At 28.6% G+C, this 18,170-nt stretch carries 25 protein-coding genes and 2 pseudogenes; 16 read left to right on the top strand and 11 right to left on the bottom strand.

All coding sequences use genetic code 11. The features are described 5' to 3' along the window. Positions 1–5 precede the first annotated feature (5 nt). From J1C67_RS14900 to J1C67_RS14920, 6 genes are all read left to right on the top strand, one after another. On the top strand, positions 6–902 hold the full coding sequence (locus J1C67_RS14900; RefSeq protein WP_089965949.1) for an ABC transporter ATP-binding protein: 897 nt from the start codon (positions 6–8) through the stop codon (positions 900–902). Further along, positions 883–1,920 (top strand): hypothetical protein, encoded by a 1,038-nt coding sequence (locus J1C67_RS14905; RefSeq protein WP_167865030.1) that lies wholly within the window; start codon positions 883–885, stop codon positions 1,918–1,920. Before J1C67_RS14900 ends, J1C67_RS14905 begins: the two co-directional genes overlap by 20 nt. 76 nt (positions 1,921–1,996) lie before the next feature. Continuing rightward, entirely contained in the window at positions 1,997–2,191 is a 195-nt protein-coding gene (locus tag J1C67_RS14910; protein WP_167865031.1) for a hypothetical protein, read from the top strand. 446 nt (positions 2,192–2,637) lie between these two features. After that, entirely contained in the window at positions 2,638–2,985 is a 348-nt protein-coding gene (locus J1C67_RS19805) for a recombinase family protein (RefSeq protein ID WP_341479182.1), read from the top strand. Between the two features lie 112 nt (positions 2,986–3,097). Next, positions 3,098–3,193 (top strand): helix-turn-helix domain-containing protein, encoded by a 96-nt coding sequence (locus J1C67_RS19810; protein ID WP_341479183.1) that lies wholly within the window; start codon positions 3,098–3,100, stop codon positions 3,191–3,193. A gap of 32 nt (positions 3,194–3,225) precedes the next feature. Further along, positions 3,226–3,366: a DUF4158 domain-containing protein gene (locus J1C67_RS14920; protein WP_207253522.1), complete on the top strand. Its 141-nt coding sequence runs from the start codon at positions 3,226–3,228 to the stop codon at positions 3,364–3,366. Between the two features lie 323 nt (positions 3,367–3,689). On the opposite strand, the pseudogene J1C67_RS14925 reads toward J1C67_RS14920, so the two are convergent. Beyond that, positions 3,690–3,932 (bottom strand): annotated as a pseudogene (locus tag J1C67_RS14925) (hypothetical protein); the annotation flags it as partial. A gap of 285 nt (positions 3,933–4,217) precedes the next feature. Here J1C67_RS14925 and J1C67_RS14930 point away from each other — a divergent pair. The 3 genes from J1C67_RS14930 to J1C67_RS14940 all read left to right on the top strand — a co-directional run bounded on the left by J1C67_RS14930 (position 4,218) and on the right by J1C67_RS14940 (position 6,200). Beyond that, entirely contained in the window at positions 4,218–4,529 is a 312-nt protein-coding gene (locus J1C67_RS14930) for a hypothetical protein (RefSeq protein WP_207253523.1), read from the top strand. Between the two features lie 232 nt (positions 4,530–4,761). Next, a complete protein-coding gene (locus tag J1C67_RS14935; protein WP_167865033.1) occupies positions 4,762–4,956 on the top strand; it encodes a BhlA/UviB family holin-like peptide in 195 nt (64 codons plus the stop codon). An 875-nt stretch (positions 4,957–5,831) separates the two neighbouring features. Beyond that, positions 5,832–6,200 carry a hypothetical protein gene (locus J1C67_RS14940; RefSeq protein ID WP_167865034.1) on the top strand — a complete coding sequence of 123 codons (369 nt, stop codon included), beginning with the start codon at positions 5,832–5,834 and terminating at the stop codon, positions 6,198–6,200. 176 nt (positions 6,201–6,376) lie between these two features. Here J1C67_RS14940 and J1C67_RS14945 read toward each other — a convergent pair whose 3' ends face one another. Then, on the bottom strand, positions 6,377–6,574 hold the full coding sequence (locus J1C67_RS14945; RefSeq protein ID WP_167865035.1) for a sigma factor-like helix-turn-helix DNA-binding protein: 198 nt from the start codon (positions 6,572–6,574) through the stop codon (positions 6,377–6,379). 213 nt (positions 6,575–6,787) lie between these two features. On the opposite strand from J1C67_RS14945, the gene J1C67_RS19920 reads away from it, so the two are divergent. The 3 genes from J1C67_RS19920 to J1C67_RS14960 are packed head-to-tail and all read left to right on the top strand — an operon-like array spanning position 6,788 to position 7,316. After that, complete coding sequence (locus J1C67_RS19920; protein ID WP_167865036.1) at positions 6,788–6,934, top strand: Tn3 family transposase; 147 nt, start codon at positions 6,788–6,790, stop codon at positions 6,932–6,934. 25 nt (positions 6,935–6,959) lie between these two features. Next, positions 6,960–7,028, top strand: a complete 69-nt coding sequence (locus J1C67_RS19925) for a Tn3 family transposase (RefSeq protein ID WP_167865320.1) — start codon at positions 6,960–6,962, stop codon at positions 7,026–7,028. Beyond that, positions 7,029–7,316: a Tn3 family transposase gene (locus J1C67_RS14960; RefSeq protein WP_167865037.1), complete on the top strand. Its 288-nt coding sequence runs from the start codon at positions 7,029–7,031 to the stop codon at positions 7,314–7,316. A 74-nt stretch (positions 7,317–7,390) separates the two neighbouring features. Here the strand turns inward: J1C67_RS14960 and J1C67_RS14965 are convergent, their stop codons facing one another. Next, positions 7,391–7,927: a sigma-70 family RNA polymerase sigma factor gene (locus tag J1C67_RS14965; protein WP_167865038.1), complete on the bottom strand. Its 537-nt coding sequence runs from the start codon at positions 7,925–7,927 to the stop codon at positions 7,391–7,393. Positions 7,928–8,092: 165 nt separating this feature from the next. On the opposite strand from J1C67_RS14965, the gene J1C67_RS14970 reads away from it, so the two are divergent. Continuing rightward, positions 8,093–10,339 (top strand): N-acetylmuramoyl-L-alanine amidase, encoded by a 2,247-nt coding sequence (locus J1C67_RS14970; RefSeq protein ID WP_167865039.1) that lies wholly within the window; start codon positions 8,093–8,095, stop codon positions 10,337–10,339. Between the two features lie 47 nt (positions 10,340–10,386). Here J1C67_RS14970 and J1C67_RS14975 read toward each other — a convergent pair whose 3' ends face one another. After that, complete coding sequence (locus tag J1C67_RS14975) at positions 10,387–10,701, bottom strand: hypothetical protein (RefSeq protein WP_207253524.1); 315 nt, start codon at positions 10,699–10,701, stop codon at positions 10,387–10,389. A 634-nt stretch (positions 10,702–11,335) separates the two neighbouring features. Between J1C67_RS14975 and J1C67_RS19930 the strand changes: the two genes are divergently transcribed. Continuing rightward, positions 11,336–11,824, top strand: a complete 489-nt coding sequence (locus J1C67_RS19930; protein WP_423738878.1) for an acyltransferase family protein — start codon at positions 11,336–11,338, stop codon at positions 11,822–11,824. Positions 11,825–13,185: 1,361 nt separating this feature from the next. On the opposite strand, the gene J1C67_RS14985 is transcribed toward J1C67_RS19930, so the two are convergent. The 7 genes and pseudogenes from J1C67_RS14985 to J1C67_RS14995 form a co-directional block, all read right to left on the bottom strand. Further along, positions 13,186–13,530 (bottom strand): hypothetical protein, encoded by a 345-nt coding sequence (locus J1C67_RS14985; protein ID WP_167865041.1) that lies wholly within the window; start codon positions 13,528–13,530, stop codon positions 13,186–13,188. Between the two features lie 11 nt (positions 13,531–13,541). Next, positions 13,542–13,760: a Tn3 family transposase gene (locus J1C67_RS19980; RefSeq protein WP_243176638.1), complete on the bottom strand. Its 219-nt coding sequence runs from the start codon at positions 13,758–13,760 to the stop codon at positions 13,542–13,544. Next, positions 13,757–14,530, bottom strand: a pseudogene (locus tag J1C67_RS19985) (Tn3 family transposase). The gene J1C67_RS19980 and the pseudogene J1C67_RS19985 overlap by 4 nt, the downstream one beginning before the upstream one ends. A gap of 182 nt (positions 14,531–14,712) precedes the next feature. Next, complete coding sequence (locus J1C67_RS19990; protein ID WP_243176611.1) at positions 14,713–14,931, bottom strand: hypothetical protein; 219 nt, start codon at positions 14,929–14,931, stop codon at positions 14,713–14,715. Positions 14,932–15,022: 91 nt separating this feature from the next. Further along, the gene (locus J1C67_RS19995) at positions 15,023–15,742 is read right to left on the bottom strand and encodes a DUF4158 domain-containing protein (RefSeq protein ID WP_244980253.1); all 720 of its coding nucleotides are present in this window, start codon (positions 15,740–15,742) and stop codon (positions 15,023–15,025) included. A gap of 30 nt (positions 15,743–15,772) precedes the next feature. Further along, complete coding sequence (locus J1C67_RS19545) at positions 15,773–15,868, bottom strand: helix-turn-helix domain-containing protein (protein ID WP_243176612.1); 96 nt, start codon at positions 15,866–15,868, stop codon at positions 15,773–15,775. A gap of 8 nt (positions 15,869–15,876) precedes the next feature. Then, positions 15,877–16,335, bottom strand: a complete 459-nt coding sequence (locus J1C67_RS14995) for a recombinase family protein (RefSeq protein WP_243176614.1) — start codon at positions 16,333–16,335, stop codon at positions 15,877–15,879. A gap of 441 nt (positions 16,336–16,776) precedes the next feature. On the opposite strand from J1C67_RS14995, the gene J1C67_RS15000 reads away from it, so the two are divergent. Both J1C67_RS15000 and J1C67_RS15005 read left to right on the top strand, forming a co-directional pair. Then, positions 16,777–17,301, top strand: coding sequence for an ECF transporter S component (locus J1C67_RS15000; RefSeq protein WP_167865042.1), 525 nt, complete (start codon positions 16,777–16,779; stop codon positions 17,299–17,301). A gap of 26 nt (positions 17,302–17,327) precedes the next feature. After that, positions 17,328–18,164 (top strand): pyridoxamine kinase, encoded by an 837-nt coding sequence (locus J1C67_RS15005; RefSeq protein WP_089965957.1) that lies wholly within the window; start codon positions 17,328–17,330, stop codon positions 18,162–18,164. Positions 18,165–18,170: the final 6 nt, after the last annotated feature.

Raw genomic sequence — 18,170 nt, forward strand, 5'->3', positions numbered from 1 at the left:
ATTAAATGTTAGAAGTTAAAAATCTCTCCTTAAAGTTTGGTGAAAAAAAAGTAATTGATAATATAAGTTTACAAGTAGAAAAAGGAAAAATTCTTGGGATTATTGGACCAAGTGGAGTAGGTAAAACTTCATTAATAAGAGCTTTAGTTGGTATTTATGAAGGGGATTTGGGACAAGTTTTAGTAGATGGAGAAAACCTTTATGATAACTCATCAGCAAAGAAAAAAATAGCTTATGTACCTGATGAACATAATAGTTTTTCTCTTATAAAATTAGCAGACATAGTAGAGTTTTATAGAAGTATATACCCTAAATTTAATGAAAACAAATTTAATAAAATAAATAAAATATTTAAAATACCATTAGAGAAAAGATTTTTCCAACTTTCTAAAGGTATGAAAGTTAGAGTAAATCTTATGTTAGCATTTTCTATAGGTGGAGAGTACTTAGTTTTAGATGAACCTACATCAGGACTAGACCCTATTCTAAAAGAAAAGGTTTTAAAACTTATAATAAGAGAAGTACAGAAATTTGGAGCAGGAGTAATAATCAGCTCCCATCATTTAGATGAACTTGAGAGGGTTTGTGATAATATTATAATAATTGATAATGGAAAAATAGCTTATCATAATTCCTTAGAAGAAATGAAAAAAAATATTAAAAAAATTCAAGTGGCTTTTGAAGCACCTATTTATGAAGAGGATTTAGATATTGAAGGTATATTTAGTATAACCCACTTAGGACGGGTGTTTACAATAATTACAGATAGATATGATGAAGATTTTAAAAATAAACTTAATAAGTTTAATCCATTATTTATAGAAGAAATAAATTTAAGCTTAGAGGAAGTGTTTATTTATAAACTCGATAAGGGGGACAATTATGAAGAAATATTTAAATAAAAATATATTTTTTCAGGGGGATGCTAAAATATTTTCTGTATTAATGTCCTTACTTTTATTAGTAGGAGTTTTTTTAGATATTACTATGAATAATTCTAACTATAATGATTATAGATTTATGTTGTATAACTATTCAGATCAAGTTAAAAATCCACTAGGTATAGTTGGAATGTTTATATTGGTGGTATTTTTAGTAATATGCTTTGTTTTAATATGTGGAATGTTTAAAAGGAAAAAGTGGGCTACTCTTTTATCAGGTCCATTTAGCAGAATTGACATAAGGAAAAGAGAGTTGGCCTTAATGATAGGATGTATAATGGGATTTATACTTCTGTTTTTACTGGTATGTGAGAGGAATTATATAGCGAATGATGTTTTAAATTCATATATTAAAGGATTTTGGATATTGGTAGTAATAGATATTATTAGAATAGTAGTAGTATCAGCAGCTTTAACATCTATATTATTTTTTATAGATTCATTAACTTCTAATATGTATGTGACATTAGGTTCAATGTTTGCAATAGGTGCATATTGTATAGTTGTGATAATAACAATAGGAAGCTCATTTTTATGGGCATATAATAGTATAGTGCGTAAAGTTTGGGAATATATTACTATTATGATTGATTCTATATTATTTGGAGCTGAAATAAATATACACAAATATATATTTTTTACAGGACTAATACTACTTATAATAATAACAATAGTATGTACAATAATAACTAAAAAATTAACTAAAAAAATAAAAGTTGAAAATATGGGAGATGCTTTAATATTTAGATCGATAAGAAAAATTGCACCAATTTTGTTATCCACACTAATAGGAATGATAGTTGGTACTATTATATTTAAAGGATTATTAGTAGATAATAGACTTGAAGTAGTGTTAAATACAGTAACATATCCTCTTATAAGTATTGGAATAATAACAATAATTTCAATAATAATTTATATAATTATAAAATCTATTAGTATAGTATTAAAAAATAAAATTCCTGGAAAATATATATAGGTTGATGAAATTTGTAGAACAATTGAAACCTTCTCTGAATAGTATATAGCATACAGAAGAGAAGGAGATGGTAAACATGTCAAAGAGATGTTGTTGTAATAGAAGTTGTAATAGCTGCTGTAATAGCTGTTGTAGAAGAGAAAGCTGTGGCTGTGGTAATAACTTTGGAGGCTGTGGTAATAACTTTGGAGGCTGTGGATTTGGAAACAACTGCGGAGGTGGATGTAGCCCGCTAATATGGTTATTATTACTAGGTGGCGGTTGCTTTTAGTAAACCCATAAAAAGGTGCTTAAGTTTAGGCACCTTTTTATTATTAGTAGATTGCTAAAATACAATTTAAATATGCTTAATAGATATAATAAATATTTTTTTATTATATCTATTTTTTTATTATATCTATTTTTTTAGGTTTAAATGGGGTAGCGCCAACATTTCCGACAAAACTTACGCTAAGACATAAAATGGATTATAACTTATACTTTTATAATATTTAATTCTAATCATTCTTATATTGTTCATCAACAAGAGTTTAAATAAATGCTCTTGTTTTATTTTTTGAGAGAGTACCATAAGCGAACGTTTATGGTACTGAAATAGTTTGGTGCTTTTTTAGTTCTTATTTTCGTAATATGCAGTACCAAAACTATTACAAAAAACAAAGTATAAAAATTGACTATAGCCTAACATTTTAGGTACTATTTAAGTAAGGTGATGGAATGAAAATTGGTTATGCAAGGGTAAGTACTGAAGAACAAAATCTAGATAGACAGATAGATATCCTAAAACAGGTTAGTTGCGATAGAATCTATGAAGAAAAAATATCTGGACTGAAAAAGGAACGTCCAGAACTTACTAAAATGCTAGATCAACTTCGTACTGGTGATGTAGTAATTATAGCGGAGCTTACAAGATTTAGCCGAAGTTTTAAAGACCTTTTTAGTCTTGTGGCTCAGATTGATGAAAAAGATTCTAATATTAAATCAATTAAGGAATCCTGGGTTGATACTACAACTGCTCAAGGGAAGCTGATGTTTACTATATTTGCAGGTATTAGTCAGTTTTAACGTGATCTTCTATCTCAAAGAAAAATAGAAGGCCTTAATGCAGCACGTGCACTAGGAAAAAAAGGTGGCCGTCCAGAGGGTAAATGATAAAGAGATTAAGCTAGCAATTAAGATGTATAATAGCAAGAACTACAGCATTCTTGAAATTACGAAAGCAACTGGCATTAGCAAAGCTACTATTTATCAATATATTAATAATAATAAATAGGTTTAGTAATTAAAACAAGGAGTTGATATATAGTGGCAGCACCAGAAATTTTACTGACAGAAGATCACAGACTTGAATTTATTCAAATACCACAAAATATTAGTGAATATGAAATTGCAAAATACTATATTTTTTCTTCATATGATATTGACATCATTAATAGACATAGATGAAATTTTTCATATTTTCAATTATACTTTGAGTATAAATTAGATGTGAACAGCTGGTTGGTTTCGTTCTTAGCTTCTTGGTGGATTAGCACCTTTAAGTTACTTCAAATTGTCTGAGAGACGATTTGAAGAACCGAAGTTCGCAAAAGCACTACTTAAATAGTTGTGCTTTTTTGTATTCAATTTTAAATATATGTTCTACTTTTTATATATAATTTACCATTTATGACTCTCATTTTAACCACTTATTTTACATAATGTAAGTTTTTTTATTACACCTTTTTAATTACTTATTTTACATTTTTATTATACTTGTTGTTAATTTCCTAATTAAGCATATACCCCAACACCTTTAATGAATAACAAAAGGGATGTATTAAAATAACTTTGATACTAGCCGATGAAAAATTAGAATTATCTATTCTAATTTTATTTATTAATTCTATCGAAAAAACAATCAAATCTTGTTTTGTATCTTCTCGATATAGAATCCTAGAATATTTATTTATTATTGGATTAAATATATCTATTATTTCCTCCAAGCTTTTAATCCTCCCCTCTTTAGCTCTATTAACTTTCTCATATAACTCTCCCCCTCACGTTAAAAAGAGGATATTTCAAGTTATTTTGTAAACACTTGTCTTAAAATCTATATTTCCATTATTTTATATACTAGATATTATTCTCTATCAAATATTATGGAATTATTACTAATCGAAAGTATGAGTGAATAAGAAAAGTCTCAAATTGAGAAAGAAATTTCAGAAGGAACAGTAAAAATAGAGTTTGAAAAAACTAAAAATCACAAAAGATATTGTAGAAATGTTTTTGATGATATGAATGCTGCTAGGAGTATGAACTCTACTCTAAATCTTCATAGCCATATGACTAGATGGCCTGTATATATACCAGGTGTTGCTCCAATAAGTGGAAATCAATGTGGATACTTATCACCATCACAATTTAATGGGCTAATCTATTTGGGCTATAATGTAGACCCTCTGTGGGTTGACGTTTATAGAATTGAAACTGGAAGTTTTGGAGAAGTTAGTATATGGTGTCCTAAAGACTCTGATTCCTGTACAAAAAGTATCACTTGTGTTGGTAATCTAGTATACACAAGATGTATAGATGGTAACGAGTATACATCTAACCCTAATAAATGAAATTATTTAGGGTTAGCTTATAAATATAATAGGCATAAAAATATAAAAGCAGCAGATTTTTTCTACTGCTTTTTTGTTCTCTCAGGATGTTTACAAAACAAAATCATGTTTAAATATATGTAAAGTAATTTTATAATGAAAAATGAGTAGCGTAATTAAATTATACATACATATATATATAGTTTACTATTTATAAAATAATTCCTTTCTATTTATTGAAAGAAGTGATCTTATGAATAGTGAACTATTTAACTTTTTAACTACTCAAGGAGTTTTTGCATTACTGTTTGGCTATCTATTATTATATGTTTTAAAACAGAATCAAATTAGAGAAGAAAACTATCAAAAAATAATTCAACAACTCAATGAGCTTCTCCCTCAGATAAAAGATGATTTAGAAGATATAAAAAAGAAGATATTCAAATAAATGATATCTTCTTTTTTATTATTTAATATTTTTAGCATAAAATTTTCTTAGCTTTTTTAACCAGGAAGAACTAATGAAAGAAAATCATACACTAGAGTTAATAAATATATAATAACGCTTAGAAAAAATATCTAAAAAATATAGTTACCAATCAAATTTATATTTTTTAAGAGATGTGTAAAATCTAACCTATTTCCATAAATATTAGATTTTAGTTATCCATTTACTCAAAAAATAGAATTTAATGTTAGTCTAAATTTAATTATACTAATTGATGACATTGATATAGGAGTCGGTTGCCACTCACCAATCTCGTCGCTCCTACTTTTGGAAAATGTATTTCAATTTGCTAAAAACATTTTACTTTCCTTTTTGTTTTTGAAGCCTATTACTATACATAAAGTGAATAGAGTAATATAATCGATGAACAGAATAAATGAGCACCAGGGGTACTTTAGATATTGGCATGAACAAGTGATTAGACTCTAGGGAATGACTTTATCCACCGCACTAATACCCTAATATTATAGATATAATATTATAAATTTAAAATCATGTTTACAGCACAAATTAAAAATGCTCTTATATAAGTGTACCAGCGCTACCTATAAACGGAACATTTACTACAAGGCGAACTATGACATTAGGTTCTGCTAACCTAGGATATATATAGAGCTTCAATCATCAAATTCAAATTTATGTAGTTCTAAATTTATTGCAGTAATAGATGATATATTCTGCATAACTTTAGCTGAACCAAGTTATTTCATTATCAGCTGATATTAATTACGCTCCACTTTTATCAGGTAAATAATTATATAAGAAAAAAAATATATGGCTTCACATTCCAATAAATGTGAGAAAGAAGGTATATTATGAAAAATGAATTAAAGAAATTCCCAAATGTTACTGGTATCTATGTTATGGAAAGAATAATAGATAAGAGTGGATTTGAAACGAACCAGTCTTATTCAAAGAAAGTTTCTTCTACTGCTACTTCAACAGTAGCAACTGCAAGTATATTAACTAAAGAAATAGATGTTGAGTTAAACGCTAAAGTTGTAACACTACAACCAGGTGCTACTTTACCATTGACATTTACAACACAATCTCCACATTCAATGCTTGTATTGGATGTTGCTGTTACTACAAATAATAAGAATTTTTCTGCAACTCTTGATGATATAGTAATTGATAATATAGAATCTTATATATGGGGTGGCAATTCTACATTTACTGTTTAAATAAAAAATAATGGTATTACTTCAATTAGTACATCTGGAGTAGTTGCTAGACTAAAGGTGAAAATATTAAACGAATTTAAATTAATATAATATAAATTCAAAGGTGATATCGCAAAATGATTAATTATTTTGCGACATCACCTTTTATTATTATATAACTTCTTTATAAATCCTTTTCATCTTTTTAGGGCTCTATTTTTTGATTTATTAACTGCTTGCCTGGTTATTTCCATAGTTTGATATATTTCTGTTACTGAAAATCCATAAATATATATTAATTTAATTATATATATTTCTTTTTCTGTTAACTCTTTAAATAATTCAACAAATGAAAAGTCTTCTTTAAAATACTCGCTTTCTAATTCATTACCCAAATCTAATTCAACTTTATTACTATTTATACTATTTTCTCTTTTTGATATTTTTATATATTCATTTTTTATCGATTTAGATATGTACGACAGAATAGATTTATCATGTCATATAATATTTTTATTAACCAGAATTCTATCTAGGGGTAGTACTCGCAAAGCGTAAATTCACAACGCTAAGACAGTTATTTACAATTTAATATTATTATTTGAATATTGCGACTTAGAATTAATACATACCAAATATTTGGGTTAACTAATTTATTAGGTTTCAGATTTGCTCCAAGACTTAGAAATATATCAGACTGTAAATTATACTACATTGAAAAAAAGACGATTTTAAAAATATTCAAGAAGTTATAAAAGGAAAAATAGAAAAAACTATTTTATCCTTGATTATTTATCAGACGAAGATTTCAGAAGAAAAATTCAGATAGTATTGAATAAAGGTGAATAAATGAATGCACTGGCTAGAGCCATACTCTTTGGAAAATATGGAATGCTTCATGAAAAAGGTATTCAGGGACAGCTACAAAGAGCTACTTCTCTAAGTATAAATGCAATAACGCTTTGGAATACAATGTATTTACCTAAAGTAGTTGATAAACTTAAAGAAAAAGAAGATGTTAATGACGACTTTCTAAAACATGTTTCTCCACTTGGATGGGAACATATCAATTTTATTGGTCAATATAAATTTGATTATAATTTAGTAGATAATATGAGATCTTTGAAAGAAATTTAACATTACTGCGATATAGTTAAAAATGTTTTTAACTATATCGTCCATTTGGAATTATATGTCTTATCGTGGTAAATTTACGCTTTTCGGTTACTACCCCAATATATATACCTTAGTTTCTTTAATGCTCTATTCTTTGTTTGATTTATAGATTGTCTTGTTACTTTCATAAAATCAGCTACTTCACTTATAGATAAATAATTTACGTATATTAATCTCATTATATACGCTTCTTTTTTAGTTAATATTTTAAATATATCTAACATTTCTATTTCAGACCCAAACTCATCATCCACTATCTCTGTATCTAAAATTAATTCTGTTTCATTAATTTTTCTTTTATCATATTTTTGTGATAACTTTATATATTCATTTCTTATAGACTTTGCTATGTACGCAAAGATAATTTTATCTTTATAAAAATCTTTGTTTTCTATAGTAATATTATTAATTATTTTAATTAAATATAAACTTAGATCTTGTTTTGTATCTTCTCCCTCTAGTATTCTAGAGTACTTATTTATTATCGCATTAAATATTTTAATGATTTCTTCTAATGCCTTATCATTACCATCTTTATATTTTTTAATATACTCATAAATCCCATTTCCCATATTAAATCACCTCACACATACGCCTAGCAAGCATATGTTCTATTTGTAAGCTAAATATTTTTATTTTTTTATAATTTATTCAGTTTACAAAATACATTAATTACTCTTTATTATTAATGACTAGTCACTCAATCAGACAATAAAATTTAAAAGGAGTTTTTTTTTATGGCAGAAGTAATAGTTAACAAATATTCGGAAAGTGGTATATGTTACCCAAGAATAAGCATCAACATAAGAACTGCGCCATGTGCAACAACCGGAGTTATCTTAGATCAGTATCTCCAAGATGAATCAGTTATTTATGATCAAGTAGTTAAAACTGACAAATATGTTTGGATAAGTTGGTTATCAACAAGTGGTAGAAGGGTTTATATGGCAATTAAAGACCAAGTTACAGGAGAAAGATTCGGTGACTGTGCTGATATTGCTAATTCTTCTGTAGGTACTGAAACAATAGTGCAAGAATATCCTGAGAGTGGTATATGTTATCCTAAAATGACCATTAATATTAGAGATTTACCATGTTCATCAACAGGATCCATATTAGACCAATACTATCAAGGTGAAAGCGTTATTTATGACTATGTTGTTAAAACTGATAAATATGTTTGGATAAGTTGGATTTCTAGAAGTGGTGCTAGAAGATATATGGCTGTTAAGGACCAATCTACTGGTGAGAGATTTGCAGATTGCGGAGATGTACCGGGTGGATTTGGTGAATCTAATACACCTACAGGGTCTGAACCAATAATTAATGAGTATTCTGAGAGTGGTATATGTTATCCAGATAGATCTATAAATATAAGAAATATTCCATGTTCAACGACAGGCGTTGTTTTAGATCAATATCATTTAGGTGAATCTGTTATTTACGATTATGTTGTAATAACTAATAAGTATGTATGGATAAGCTGGACAGGCATAAGCGGTAGAAGAGTTTACATGACTGTTAAAGATCAAGTTACTGGTGAAAGATGGGCAAACTGTACTGATATATCTGATAGTTCTGGTGGCTCTGGTAATTACAGTGGAGTTGGAATACCAGGAGTGCAAAAGGTGTTCATTGACGCAGGGCATGGAGGAAATGATCCAGGTGCTTGTGGTAACGGATTAAAAGAGAAAGATATTGTTCTTGCTATTGCACAAAAGTTAACAGATTTATTTAAAGCTAAGGGAATACAGGTATCTCACTCAAGATATTCTGACAATAGTGTAGAATTAGCTGAAAGAGCAGAAATGGCAAATAAATGGGGAGCAGATATTTTTATATCAATTCACGCTAATGCACTTGACGGAAGTGGTAGTGCATATGGAACAGAATGTTATACTTATCCGAATAGTACAGCAGAAAATAAGAGATTAGCAACTGATATTGCCACCTCTATTTCAAGAAGGTTAGTTACTTACAACAGAGGATTCAAAGAAGCCGACTTTGCAGTACTTAGATTAACAAGTATGCCAGCAGTCTTAGTTGAAACCGCATTTATTGATAATGTAGGGGATGCTAACAAACTTAGAAGCAGACAGGGTGATTTTGCTCAAGCTATTTTTGACGCTGTAATGGGTAAATCAATTGGTGGCTCAACTACTACACCAGAACCTGATGGACCAGTGATTAAACCTATGAAACACGACACTGAATTGATTGCTGAGGTTTACGACTGTTTTGCAAAATTACATCCATGGAAAACAGTTAAATATGCTAACGAAGATACTGGAGACTATATAAGAAGTAAGGATTATACAGGTCTTCAATGGGACCTTATCCTTGGCTCGCCAAGTGGTGCCGTTCAAGCATTAGCAATATCCCATCCACAAACTGGAAATAAATTATATAAACTTGCAACAGATAATATATACATTTACGATAGAGAGGTTGACATAGCTCATTTAATAGCTACAGCATTAGGATATCGTAGGTCAATAATTTGCCCTGCATTTTGGACTGGTTGGGGTGGAGATTTAGCTACCCTTATAGGAGATATTGCAAAGAATAGGAACGCTGAAAAATCTGAGTTAGAAACAGCTTACGAATTAATGGGAAGTAAGGATTATTCTTTTTCAAAAATAGATTTAGAGGCTGATATAGATGCTATTGCAATCGCTAAAGCTTACGAATCCAAAAGACTAGATAGAGTTTTTGAAGATTATTTTGCTTTTGTTACTAATAGTTCAAGAAAAGAACTATTTTTAACAAATGATCTTGAACTTTCTAAAAGCGCCTCATTTGATGAAATATACAATAAAGTAAAAACGATAATGACTTATAAAGGTTTCGGTTTTGCTTTTGAAGCAGGAGGCCATTTATTGAAAAAGAAGATGTGGGGACAAGCTGCTGGAGCTGAAGTATATGCTTCAACTACAGACGCTGGATATAGAGCTTTCGCAAAATATATATATAATTTGAAATAATAATTTGAAATAATAATATAAAATAGAGGGTTGTAATTTACAACCCTCTATTTTATATTATTCATTTTAACTAAACGCTTCTCGAGGTCAATAGTATATATAATGTTATTTTCTTCGTGTGGCATTTCCACAACAGTATCAGTTATCCAGTTAAATGATTCTTCTGTATTGTTAAGCTTGACATCGTAACGACTCTTCTCGAAACCGGCCTCATGTTCTTCTTTATCAAAAGGCTTCAAGAACACACCTTTATTTAAGTCGTAGAAACTTAAACTATCATGTCGTTTTCCTCTAATATGCTTTTGCTTGACAACTATAGTCTTATCTCTATCTTGGAAATTAAATGTATAATAATCTGACATAGAATTACTAAGAGAAAAACCAAAGCACGAATATAATATCACGCATGATAGAAATAAAAAGGATACAATCCAAGATATTATTTTTATTTTTTTAACAGATTCACTCTTGGTTTTAAATCTATATATAATGATAGTTGCTTTTATCATCAAAAGCGAACTAAACATCGTTAGTAGCAGGTAAAATAAAGTATCGGAGTCCATATTTAAAATAAAGAACATCCCTAAATCATTTCTATTAGCCGGTTCTATATCCCCCAAGAATACTAAAAACAATACTAATATAATAAGTATAAGATTATAAAAAAGATTACTTTTTTTTATACGTATTTTCATGCCCCCCCCTATACAATTTTAATTTAGTCTATAAATTTTAAAGTTAGTTATTCAATTACTGGACAGTCAAAAGTTCTCAATAAAAAAAACAATAGCCATCACGCTAAAAATGTAATATCCTTTTAGCTACAAGCCAAAAAATGAGAACGCCATTAGCGGAGGCTATTATTGAATATTTTACCATACTCTTAGGCCATTGGCTACATAAAAAATGTTTTAATAGAAATGCAACCTTCAAATGGTTTGTAATAATAATAGTTGAATAAAAATAGTCAAAGGAATAGCAATACTGTTAGTTTTTATAGGACATGCTTCTACACCATCTTTTTTACAAAGACCTTATACTTATGAATTCATAGTACAATTAATTTATTCTATTCATATGCCATTATTTTTTTTGGTATCTGGTTTTTTGTCATACAAAATTATTAACATGAATTTAAATAAGAACTACTTAGATTTTATAAAAACTAAGTTTTACAGATTAGGAGCTCCATTTTTAACAATTTCTTTTATAACTAATTTTATAATTATTATTTTCAAACAACTACTTAATGAACCGTTATCCATTAGTACTTTGCTAGAGATAATTAAAACAGTATTTTTATATCCTGAAAATGGGGTCATGGGATCTCTTTGGTTTTTATACACTCTATTGCTTATTAATATAATTGAACCACTTATTGTGAAATTACCATTAAATCTAATAATTGTATTCTCATTATTTTTCAATATATTTACACCTCAATACATAAACTTTTTATCTATTAGTAGAATAAGCTTCTTTTAAGTCTATTTTCTTATAGGCCTTTATTTTAGAACATATTATGAAGTTGATAAAAATAATATATTTAAATTTATTTCTCCGTTTAAAAGAATAACTCTCTTTATTATTTCTACAACATGTATTTTTTCATATTCATATATAATATCTAATCAAATATTTATATCAAAATATATTCTAAGCACTTTAAATTTTCTTTGCGGATTATTTGGTATAGTTCTAATACTCATGCTCATAGAAAAGATTAAAAATTTCTAACTACAATATATTTTTTATAAGCAACATGATGATAGAAATTTTTTGCCTACCATTTTCTATATATATACTTAGAATATTTAAGATACTTAAGTTTTTATTTTTAGGGGACTTTTCAAAATGATGTTCCATTAAAATCTATACATAGTATAACCACTTATATATATACATTCGCTAAATACATCTTTTAACTAATAAGTAAAAATCAACGATTTTAAGCCATTGGTAGCTATCATTTTTTTGAAAATTAGCTGATTTGGTTTACTAGAACTAAACATTAATAAAAAAGGTACTATTTCGTGTAGAGCTACACGAAATAGTACCTTTTTGATATGTTATTTTATTTCTTATTTAATCATTCACAAAGTTTGTGTGCTAAAATGTCCAATTGGTGTATTTTTTTGTGATTTACTTTCCTTACTGGTTCTATTCTGTGCTATACAGTTCTATTTTGTTTTCAACATATGTTGATATTTTGGGATAGTAGTATTACAATGTAATTAAAAAAGCACTACTTATTTACAAGTTAGTAATGCTTTTTTCTAAAATATTAAATTAATTTATTTACCATTTCTAATATATTATTTGCTATGTCGAGTAGCATTAATATAAATGGTGGTGTCCAAAGTATCTCTTTTTTTAAAGTGGTACTTTTTTCTATGTCTTAAACACTTCCTTTTCTTCATCTTCTCACCTCCTATCCTAGCGAGGTATATAGGTATAATTTATGGCTAGGAATACATTATATATTGATTTTTTTTGTTTATCCACTTTTTATACACAATATATAGTATATCGTAACTATATTTTTTTCTTTGTAAAGCAAAAAAAATTGATATAAATAAAGAAAAACTGAGATACATTAATATATACGTACTTTTTTATTATATATTGATAATTTTTCCACTTTGACTTTTATATTTATACCTTTTTATTATAATTATACGCAATACAATGGTTATTAAGCACTTTACCTAAGTTCTAGCGTGTTTACCTTTCAACAATAATTAACTTGACTAGGGAATCCACCTAAAATATAAAAAGACACAACCATTACGATTACGCTCTTGGAGTTGATATTTATCTTTTACACTTTATCACAGATTAATAATTTAATTATTAATCGGTTTAATATTTTCTAATTTCATTTCTAAGGTATTATACTTTTCTTGTAGTAATTGCTCTTTATTTATAGCCTTATCTAATTCTAATTGGTACTTTGATTTTTCAACTTCTAGTTTATTATCTAATTCCTCTTTAAATTGCTTTGTAAGCTCTTTCTTTAGTTTAGATATTTCCTCTGTTTCTATAGCGTTTAATTCTTCTTTATGAGCCTTCTTAATAGCTTTAATTTCTTCCTTGTTGTTTTCATCTATCTCTTTAAGGGGTAGCGCCAACATTTCCGACAAAACCCACTCTAAGACATAAAATGGATAAAAAATTGACTTTTTATCCACTCTAAGCCATTTTATGGCGTATTAATATTCAACGGTCTCAATTCATCCGATTCAAGAATATTTTTAACTTCAAAATTATATTCGCCAAGTAAATTGATATGTTCCCATCCTAATGGGGATATATGTTTAAGTAAACTTTCATCAAAGGTATAATTCTGTTTTAAATGACCTATAGCCTTTTGTAAACAAGTTGTATTCCAAATGCTGATAGCATTAATTAAAATATTCAGAGCATTTGCTCTTTGAAGCTGATCCTGTAACTCTCGTTCTCTAAATTCTCCACGTTTATTTTAGTGTTTATACGCCCATTCAAAATGCTCTCAATTTTAGGATACTCACTGACCTTTCCAGTACAATATAGTTTGATTTCTGATATATCCCTAATTCTCGGTGCAAAGCGAAAACCTAGTAAATGACTTAATCCAAATACCTGGTCAGTGTAACCGGCTGTATCTGTATAATGTTCCTCAATATTTAAATCTGTTTCGTGATAAAGAAGTCCATCAATTACATGTACTGCATCCCTGGCATTAGTATTTATAACCTTAGTGTAAAAAGTTGAAAATTGGTCACTTACAAATCTATACATGGTAGTCCCTTTCCCAGTGCCATAATGTGGATTAGTGTCAGCATGTAAAGAAGATACTCCAACCTGAACACGCATGCCATCACCGGAGGAAGTGCTTCCATCACCCTAAAAGGCTGATAAAAATAATTTATGCTGATAATTAACAAGTGTAGATTGTGCTTTTTTCATAGCATCATCATATAATCTCCATTGTGCTGTATTAGCCATTTGCCTATAATATATACCAGGCGTTGAATCAGCCATTTTTGACAATCCTATATTATTTCCCAGAGCCATAAGTGCTGGTATTAGTATGGTTTTTTCTTCACTTTTAGCAACATGCCCACTTGAAGCATGAATAAAATTTCTATCAAAGTTTGTCCACTTTAATACTTCCAAAAGTAAATCAGGAAGTTTAATTCTAGGCATCATTTTATATAACTTCCGCCTTAATAGAATAGCTTCTGGGGGAGTACTCTTTTCTAATTTATCAATATGTATCTTAGAATTTTCAATTGCTACACCATCTAACCTATCAATATTTTCTGAGAACCACTTTAATCTACTGTTCAATGATTAAATTCTTTCTTGTAGGTATTCGCTCACATCTAGGTTTACTGCAAGTCTTGCACCTGTTTTTTTAACAATGTTCCATTCAGCATGTGGGATAAGATATTCTTCAAAGTCTTTGAAATTCTGCTTCCTTCAACAGACTCTACAAGCTTACTCCATGTCATTACAGCTTCTAGTGTTTTAAATGGGTCTAAATCCGCCTCCCTTGCCTTTATCAAAGCAGCTCCAACATCTATATAGTAAACAATCTTTTCATTCAAATCTTCTTAATGAAAATGGTTCATATTTAGATCCTAACCTAGATAATTGACGAATTCTATTTGGATGTAGCCCCACAATATTTAGTTCAAGCTACAGGCTTCTTATCAATTCTAGTCGTTCTATTACTTCTGCAAATGCTTTTGGTGATGAATGTCCTTGATCTTCTTTCAACCAACCAAGTCTTGTCTTTGTATCCTCAGTTTGAGCGTTTATAAGCATATCTAGTTGATACTTTTGATCACTTGTAATACTAGTATTTATAATTTCAATAAATTCTTCATCGGCCGTTGCTATTACTTCACTCACAACTTCTTCAATGGTAGTAATACCTGGTAGTATTATTTTTTGTTTTTTAATTTCGTTGATTGCTAATTTCATGAGATTTATGACATTGTCATTTTCAATGGCATAAGGAAGTAATGTTTGTATTAAAGATTGATTATGTTGGTCAGTGTAGTTCTTAAATCCATATATTTCTCTAATCTCCTGTAGATGTTCTAATCTTGTATTCTCTCTTTGAGCATATAATTGAAGCTCTTTTGAACTAACTTGTATTTGTTCTGCAATGTAATTTAAAACACTTTCAGGAATATTATTTATGCTGATTAAAGACCAAACTGGATTACTTAGTAAGGCTAATTGAACAGCGAAGCCAAGACGGTTATAATCTCTTCTATGTCTATTAATGATGTCAATATCATATGAAGGAAAAGTATAGTATTTTGCAATTTCGTATTCACTAATATTTTGTGGTATTTGAGTAAATTCAAGTCTCTGATCCTCTGTCAGTAAAATTTCTGGTGCTGCCACTATATCAACTCCTTGTTTTAATTACTAAACCTATTTATTATTATTAATATACTGATAAATAGTAGCTTTGCTAATGCCAGTTGCTTTCGTAATTTCAGAAATGCTGTAGTTATTGCTATTATACATCTTAATTGCTATCTTAATCTCTTTATCTCTTTATCATTTACTTTTGGGCGGCCACCTTTTTTTCCTAGTGCACGTGCTGCATTAAGTCCTTCTATTGTTCTTTGAGATATAAGATCACGTTCAAACTGACTAATACCTGCAAATATAGTAAACATCAGCTTCCTTTGAGCAGTTGTAGCATCAACCCAGGATTCCTTAATTGATTTAATATTAGAACCTTTTTCCTCAATCTGCGCCACAAGACTAAAAAGGTCTTTAAAACTTCGGCTCAATCTTGTAAGCTCTGCTATAATTACTACATCACCAGTACGAAGTTGATCTAGCATTTTAGTAAGTTCTGGACGTTCCTTTTTCAGTCCAAATATTATTTCTTCATAGCTCCTATCGCAACTAACCTGTTTTAGGATATCTATCTGTCTATCTAGATTTTGTTCTTCAGTATTTACCCTTGCATAACCAATTTTCATTCCATCACCTTACTTAAATAGTACCTAAAATGTTAGGCTATAGTCAATTTTTATACTTTGTTTTTTGTAATAGTTTTGGTACTGCATATTACGAAAATAAGAACTAAAAAAGCACCAAACTATTTCAGTACCATAAACGTTCGCTTATGGTACTCTCTCAAAAAATAAAACAAGAGCATTTATTTAAACTCTTGTTGATGAACACTATAAGAATGATTAGAATTAAATGTTATAAAAGTATAAGTTATAATCAATTTTATGTCTTAGCGTAAGTTTTGTCTGAAATGTTGGCGCTACCCCTAAATGTAAATAATAAAAAACCATTTAAATAAATAGGATTAATAGAATTTATTAAAATTGTATGGATACATTTGACAATAAAACCTTTAGAAAATATGATATAAATATAGAAATAAGAGAAGTAGTTAAGGGGGGATTCAAATGAGATTTAAAACAAAGAGGTTAGTAGTAATTGCACTTTTAGCAGCAATATGTTATGTGGGGACATTAATTAATATTAGAATACCTATAGGTCCAACTCAATCAATGATACATCTTGGGACAACAGCTATTTTTGTAGCAGCAGTTATAATTGGTAGAGATGCAGGCCTTGCAGGGGCAATAGGTTGTTCTATATTTGATTTATTAAATGGTTTTGCTGCCTATACAATACAAACATTTGTAATAAAAGGATTGACAGGATATGTAGCTGGAACTATAGCCTTTGCCAAAGAAAAAGAAGGGAATAGTATTAAATATAATTTAATAGCTTTTATAGCTGGAGGATTAGTATCTATAAGTGGTTATTTTTTAAATAATTTATTATTTCTTGGCAGAACATGGGCAGTAGCTATATCAAGCTTAGGGACTTCATTAATTACTACAACTATTGGAATAATAATTGCAATACCCTTAGCAAGTGCTATAAAAAAAGTAATGAATAAATCAAATTTCAAATTACAATAAAATGAAAGATTAAAGGTAAGTATGTTTTGAAAAAGCCAGTAAATAAAATTGCAATTATTCATGATTTATGCGGTATTGGAAAAGTCGCTTTAACTAATATTATACCAGTTCTGAGCATTATGGGTATAGAACCGTGTCCTATACCCACCCTTGTTTTATCTACACATACTGGAGGCTTTGGAATACCTATAATAAAAAACATTCCAGGATTTATAGATGAAACAGTTAAGCATTATAAAGATAATAATATAAAGTTTAAAGGAATATTTGTTGGGTATTTAGGTAATGAAGATAATATAATTAGTGCAATTAATTTTATAAATAATTTTAAAGTAGAAAATGGAATAGTCTTATTTGACCCTATATGTGGGGATAACGGAAAGTTATATTCAAATTTTAATAAATATTATGTTGACCAACTAAAGTGTATTATAAAATTATCAGATATTATAACACCAAATTTTACAGAAGCATGTTATTTAACTAATAGTTTGGAAAAAGATATTATTGAAATTAATGATGTTAAAAGGTTATGTATAAAACTTTCAAAACTTGGAAGTGAAAATATAATTATAACAAGTGTACCTAGTGATAGTATTGAAGAGGTTTCGTTAGCAATCTATAATAGTAAAACTGATTATTTTAATATTATAACTCATAAAAAAGAAAAGAAAAGTTATCCGGGAACAGGGGATATATTTGCATCAGTATTACTTGCTGAACTTACAAATGGAAATGATTTAGAACAAAGTGTTATAAAAGCAAGCAATTTTGTGGTAGAATGTATAAAAGAAAGTAGTAAATATGATTATGATACTAAAGAAGGTGTCTTATTGGAAAAATGCTTAAAAAAACTTTTATAAAATAAT

This window comes from Clostridium gasigenes (genome assembly GCF_017348895.1).
Classification (GTDB): domain Bacteria; phylum Bacillota; class Clostridia; order Clostridiales; family Clostridiaceae; genus Clostridium; species Clostridium gasigenes.

Bases quoted from the DNA above. Each gene is read 5' to 3' on its own strand.
- J1C67_RS14900 (WP_089965949.1), top strand. From the start codon at position 6: ATGTTAGAAGTTAAAAATCTCTCCTTAAAGTTTGGTGAAAAAAAAGTA.
- J1C67_RS14905 (WP_167865030.1), top strand. From the start codon at position 883: ATGAAGAAATATTTAAATAAAAATATATTTTTTCAGGGGGATGCTAAA.
- J1C67_RS14910 (WP_167865031.1), top strand. From the start codon at position 1,997: ATGTCAAAGAGATGTTGTTGTAATAGAAGTTGTAATAGCTGCTGTAAT.
- J1C67_RS19805 (WP_341479182.1), top strand. From the start codon at position 2,638: ATGAAAATTGGTTATGCAAGGGTAAGTACTGAAGAACAAAATCTAGAT.
- J1C67_RS19810 (WP_341479183.1), top strand. From the start codon at position 3,098: ATGTATAATAGCAAGAACTACAGCATTCTTGAAATTACGAAAGCAACT.
- J1C67_RS14930 (WP_207253523.1), top strand. From the start codon at position 4,218: ATGAACTCTACTCTAAATCTTCATAGCCATATGACTAGATGGCCTGTA.
- J1C67_RS14935 (WP_167865033.1), top strand. From the start codon at position 4,762: ATGAATAGTGAACTATTTAACTTTTTAACTACTCAAGGAGTTTTTGCA.
- J1C67_RS14940 (WP_167865034.1), top strand. From the start codon at position 5,832: ATGAAAAATGAATTAAAGAAATTCCCAAATGTTACTGGTATCTATGTT.
- J1C67_RS14960 (WP_167865037.1), top strand. From the start codon at position 7,029: ATGAATGCACTGGCTAGAGCCATACTCTTTGGAAAATATGGAATGCTT.
- J1C67_RS14965 (WP_167865038.1), bottom strand. From the start codon at position 7,927: ATGGGAAATGGGATTTATGAGTATATTAAAAAATATAAAGATGGTAAT.
- J1C67_RS14970 (WP_167865039.1), top strand. From the start codon at position 8,093: ATGGCAGAAGTAATAGTTAACAAATATTCGGAAAGTGGTATATGTTAC.
- J1C67_RS14975 (WP_207253524.1), bottom strand. From the start codon at position 10,701: ATGTCAGATTATTATACATTTAATTTCCAAGATAGAGATAAGACTATA.
- J1C67_RS19545 (WP_243176612.1), bottom strand. From the start codon at position 15,868: ATGTATAATAGCAATAACTACAGCATTTCTGAAATTACGAAAGCAACT.
- J1C67_RS14995 (WP_243176614.1), bottom strand. From the start codon at position 16,335: ATGAAAATTGGTTATGCAAGGGTAAATACTGAAGAACAAAATCTAGAT.
- J1C67_RS15000 (WP_167865042.1), top strand. From the start codon at position 16,777: ATGAGATTTAAAACAAAGAGGTTAGTAGTAATTGCACTTTTAGCAGCA.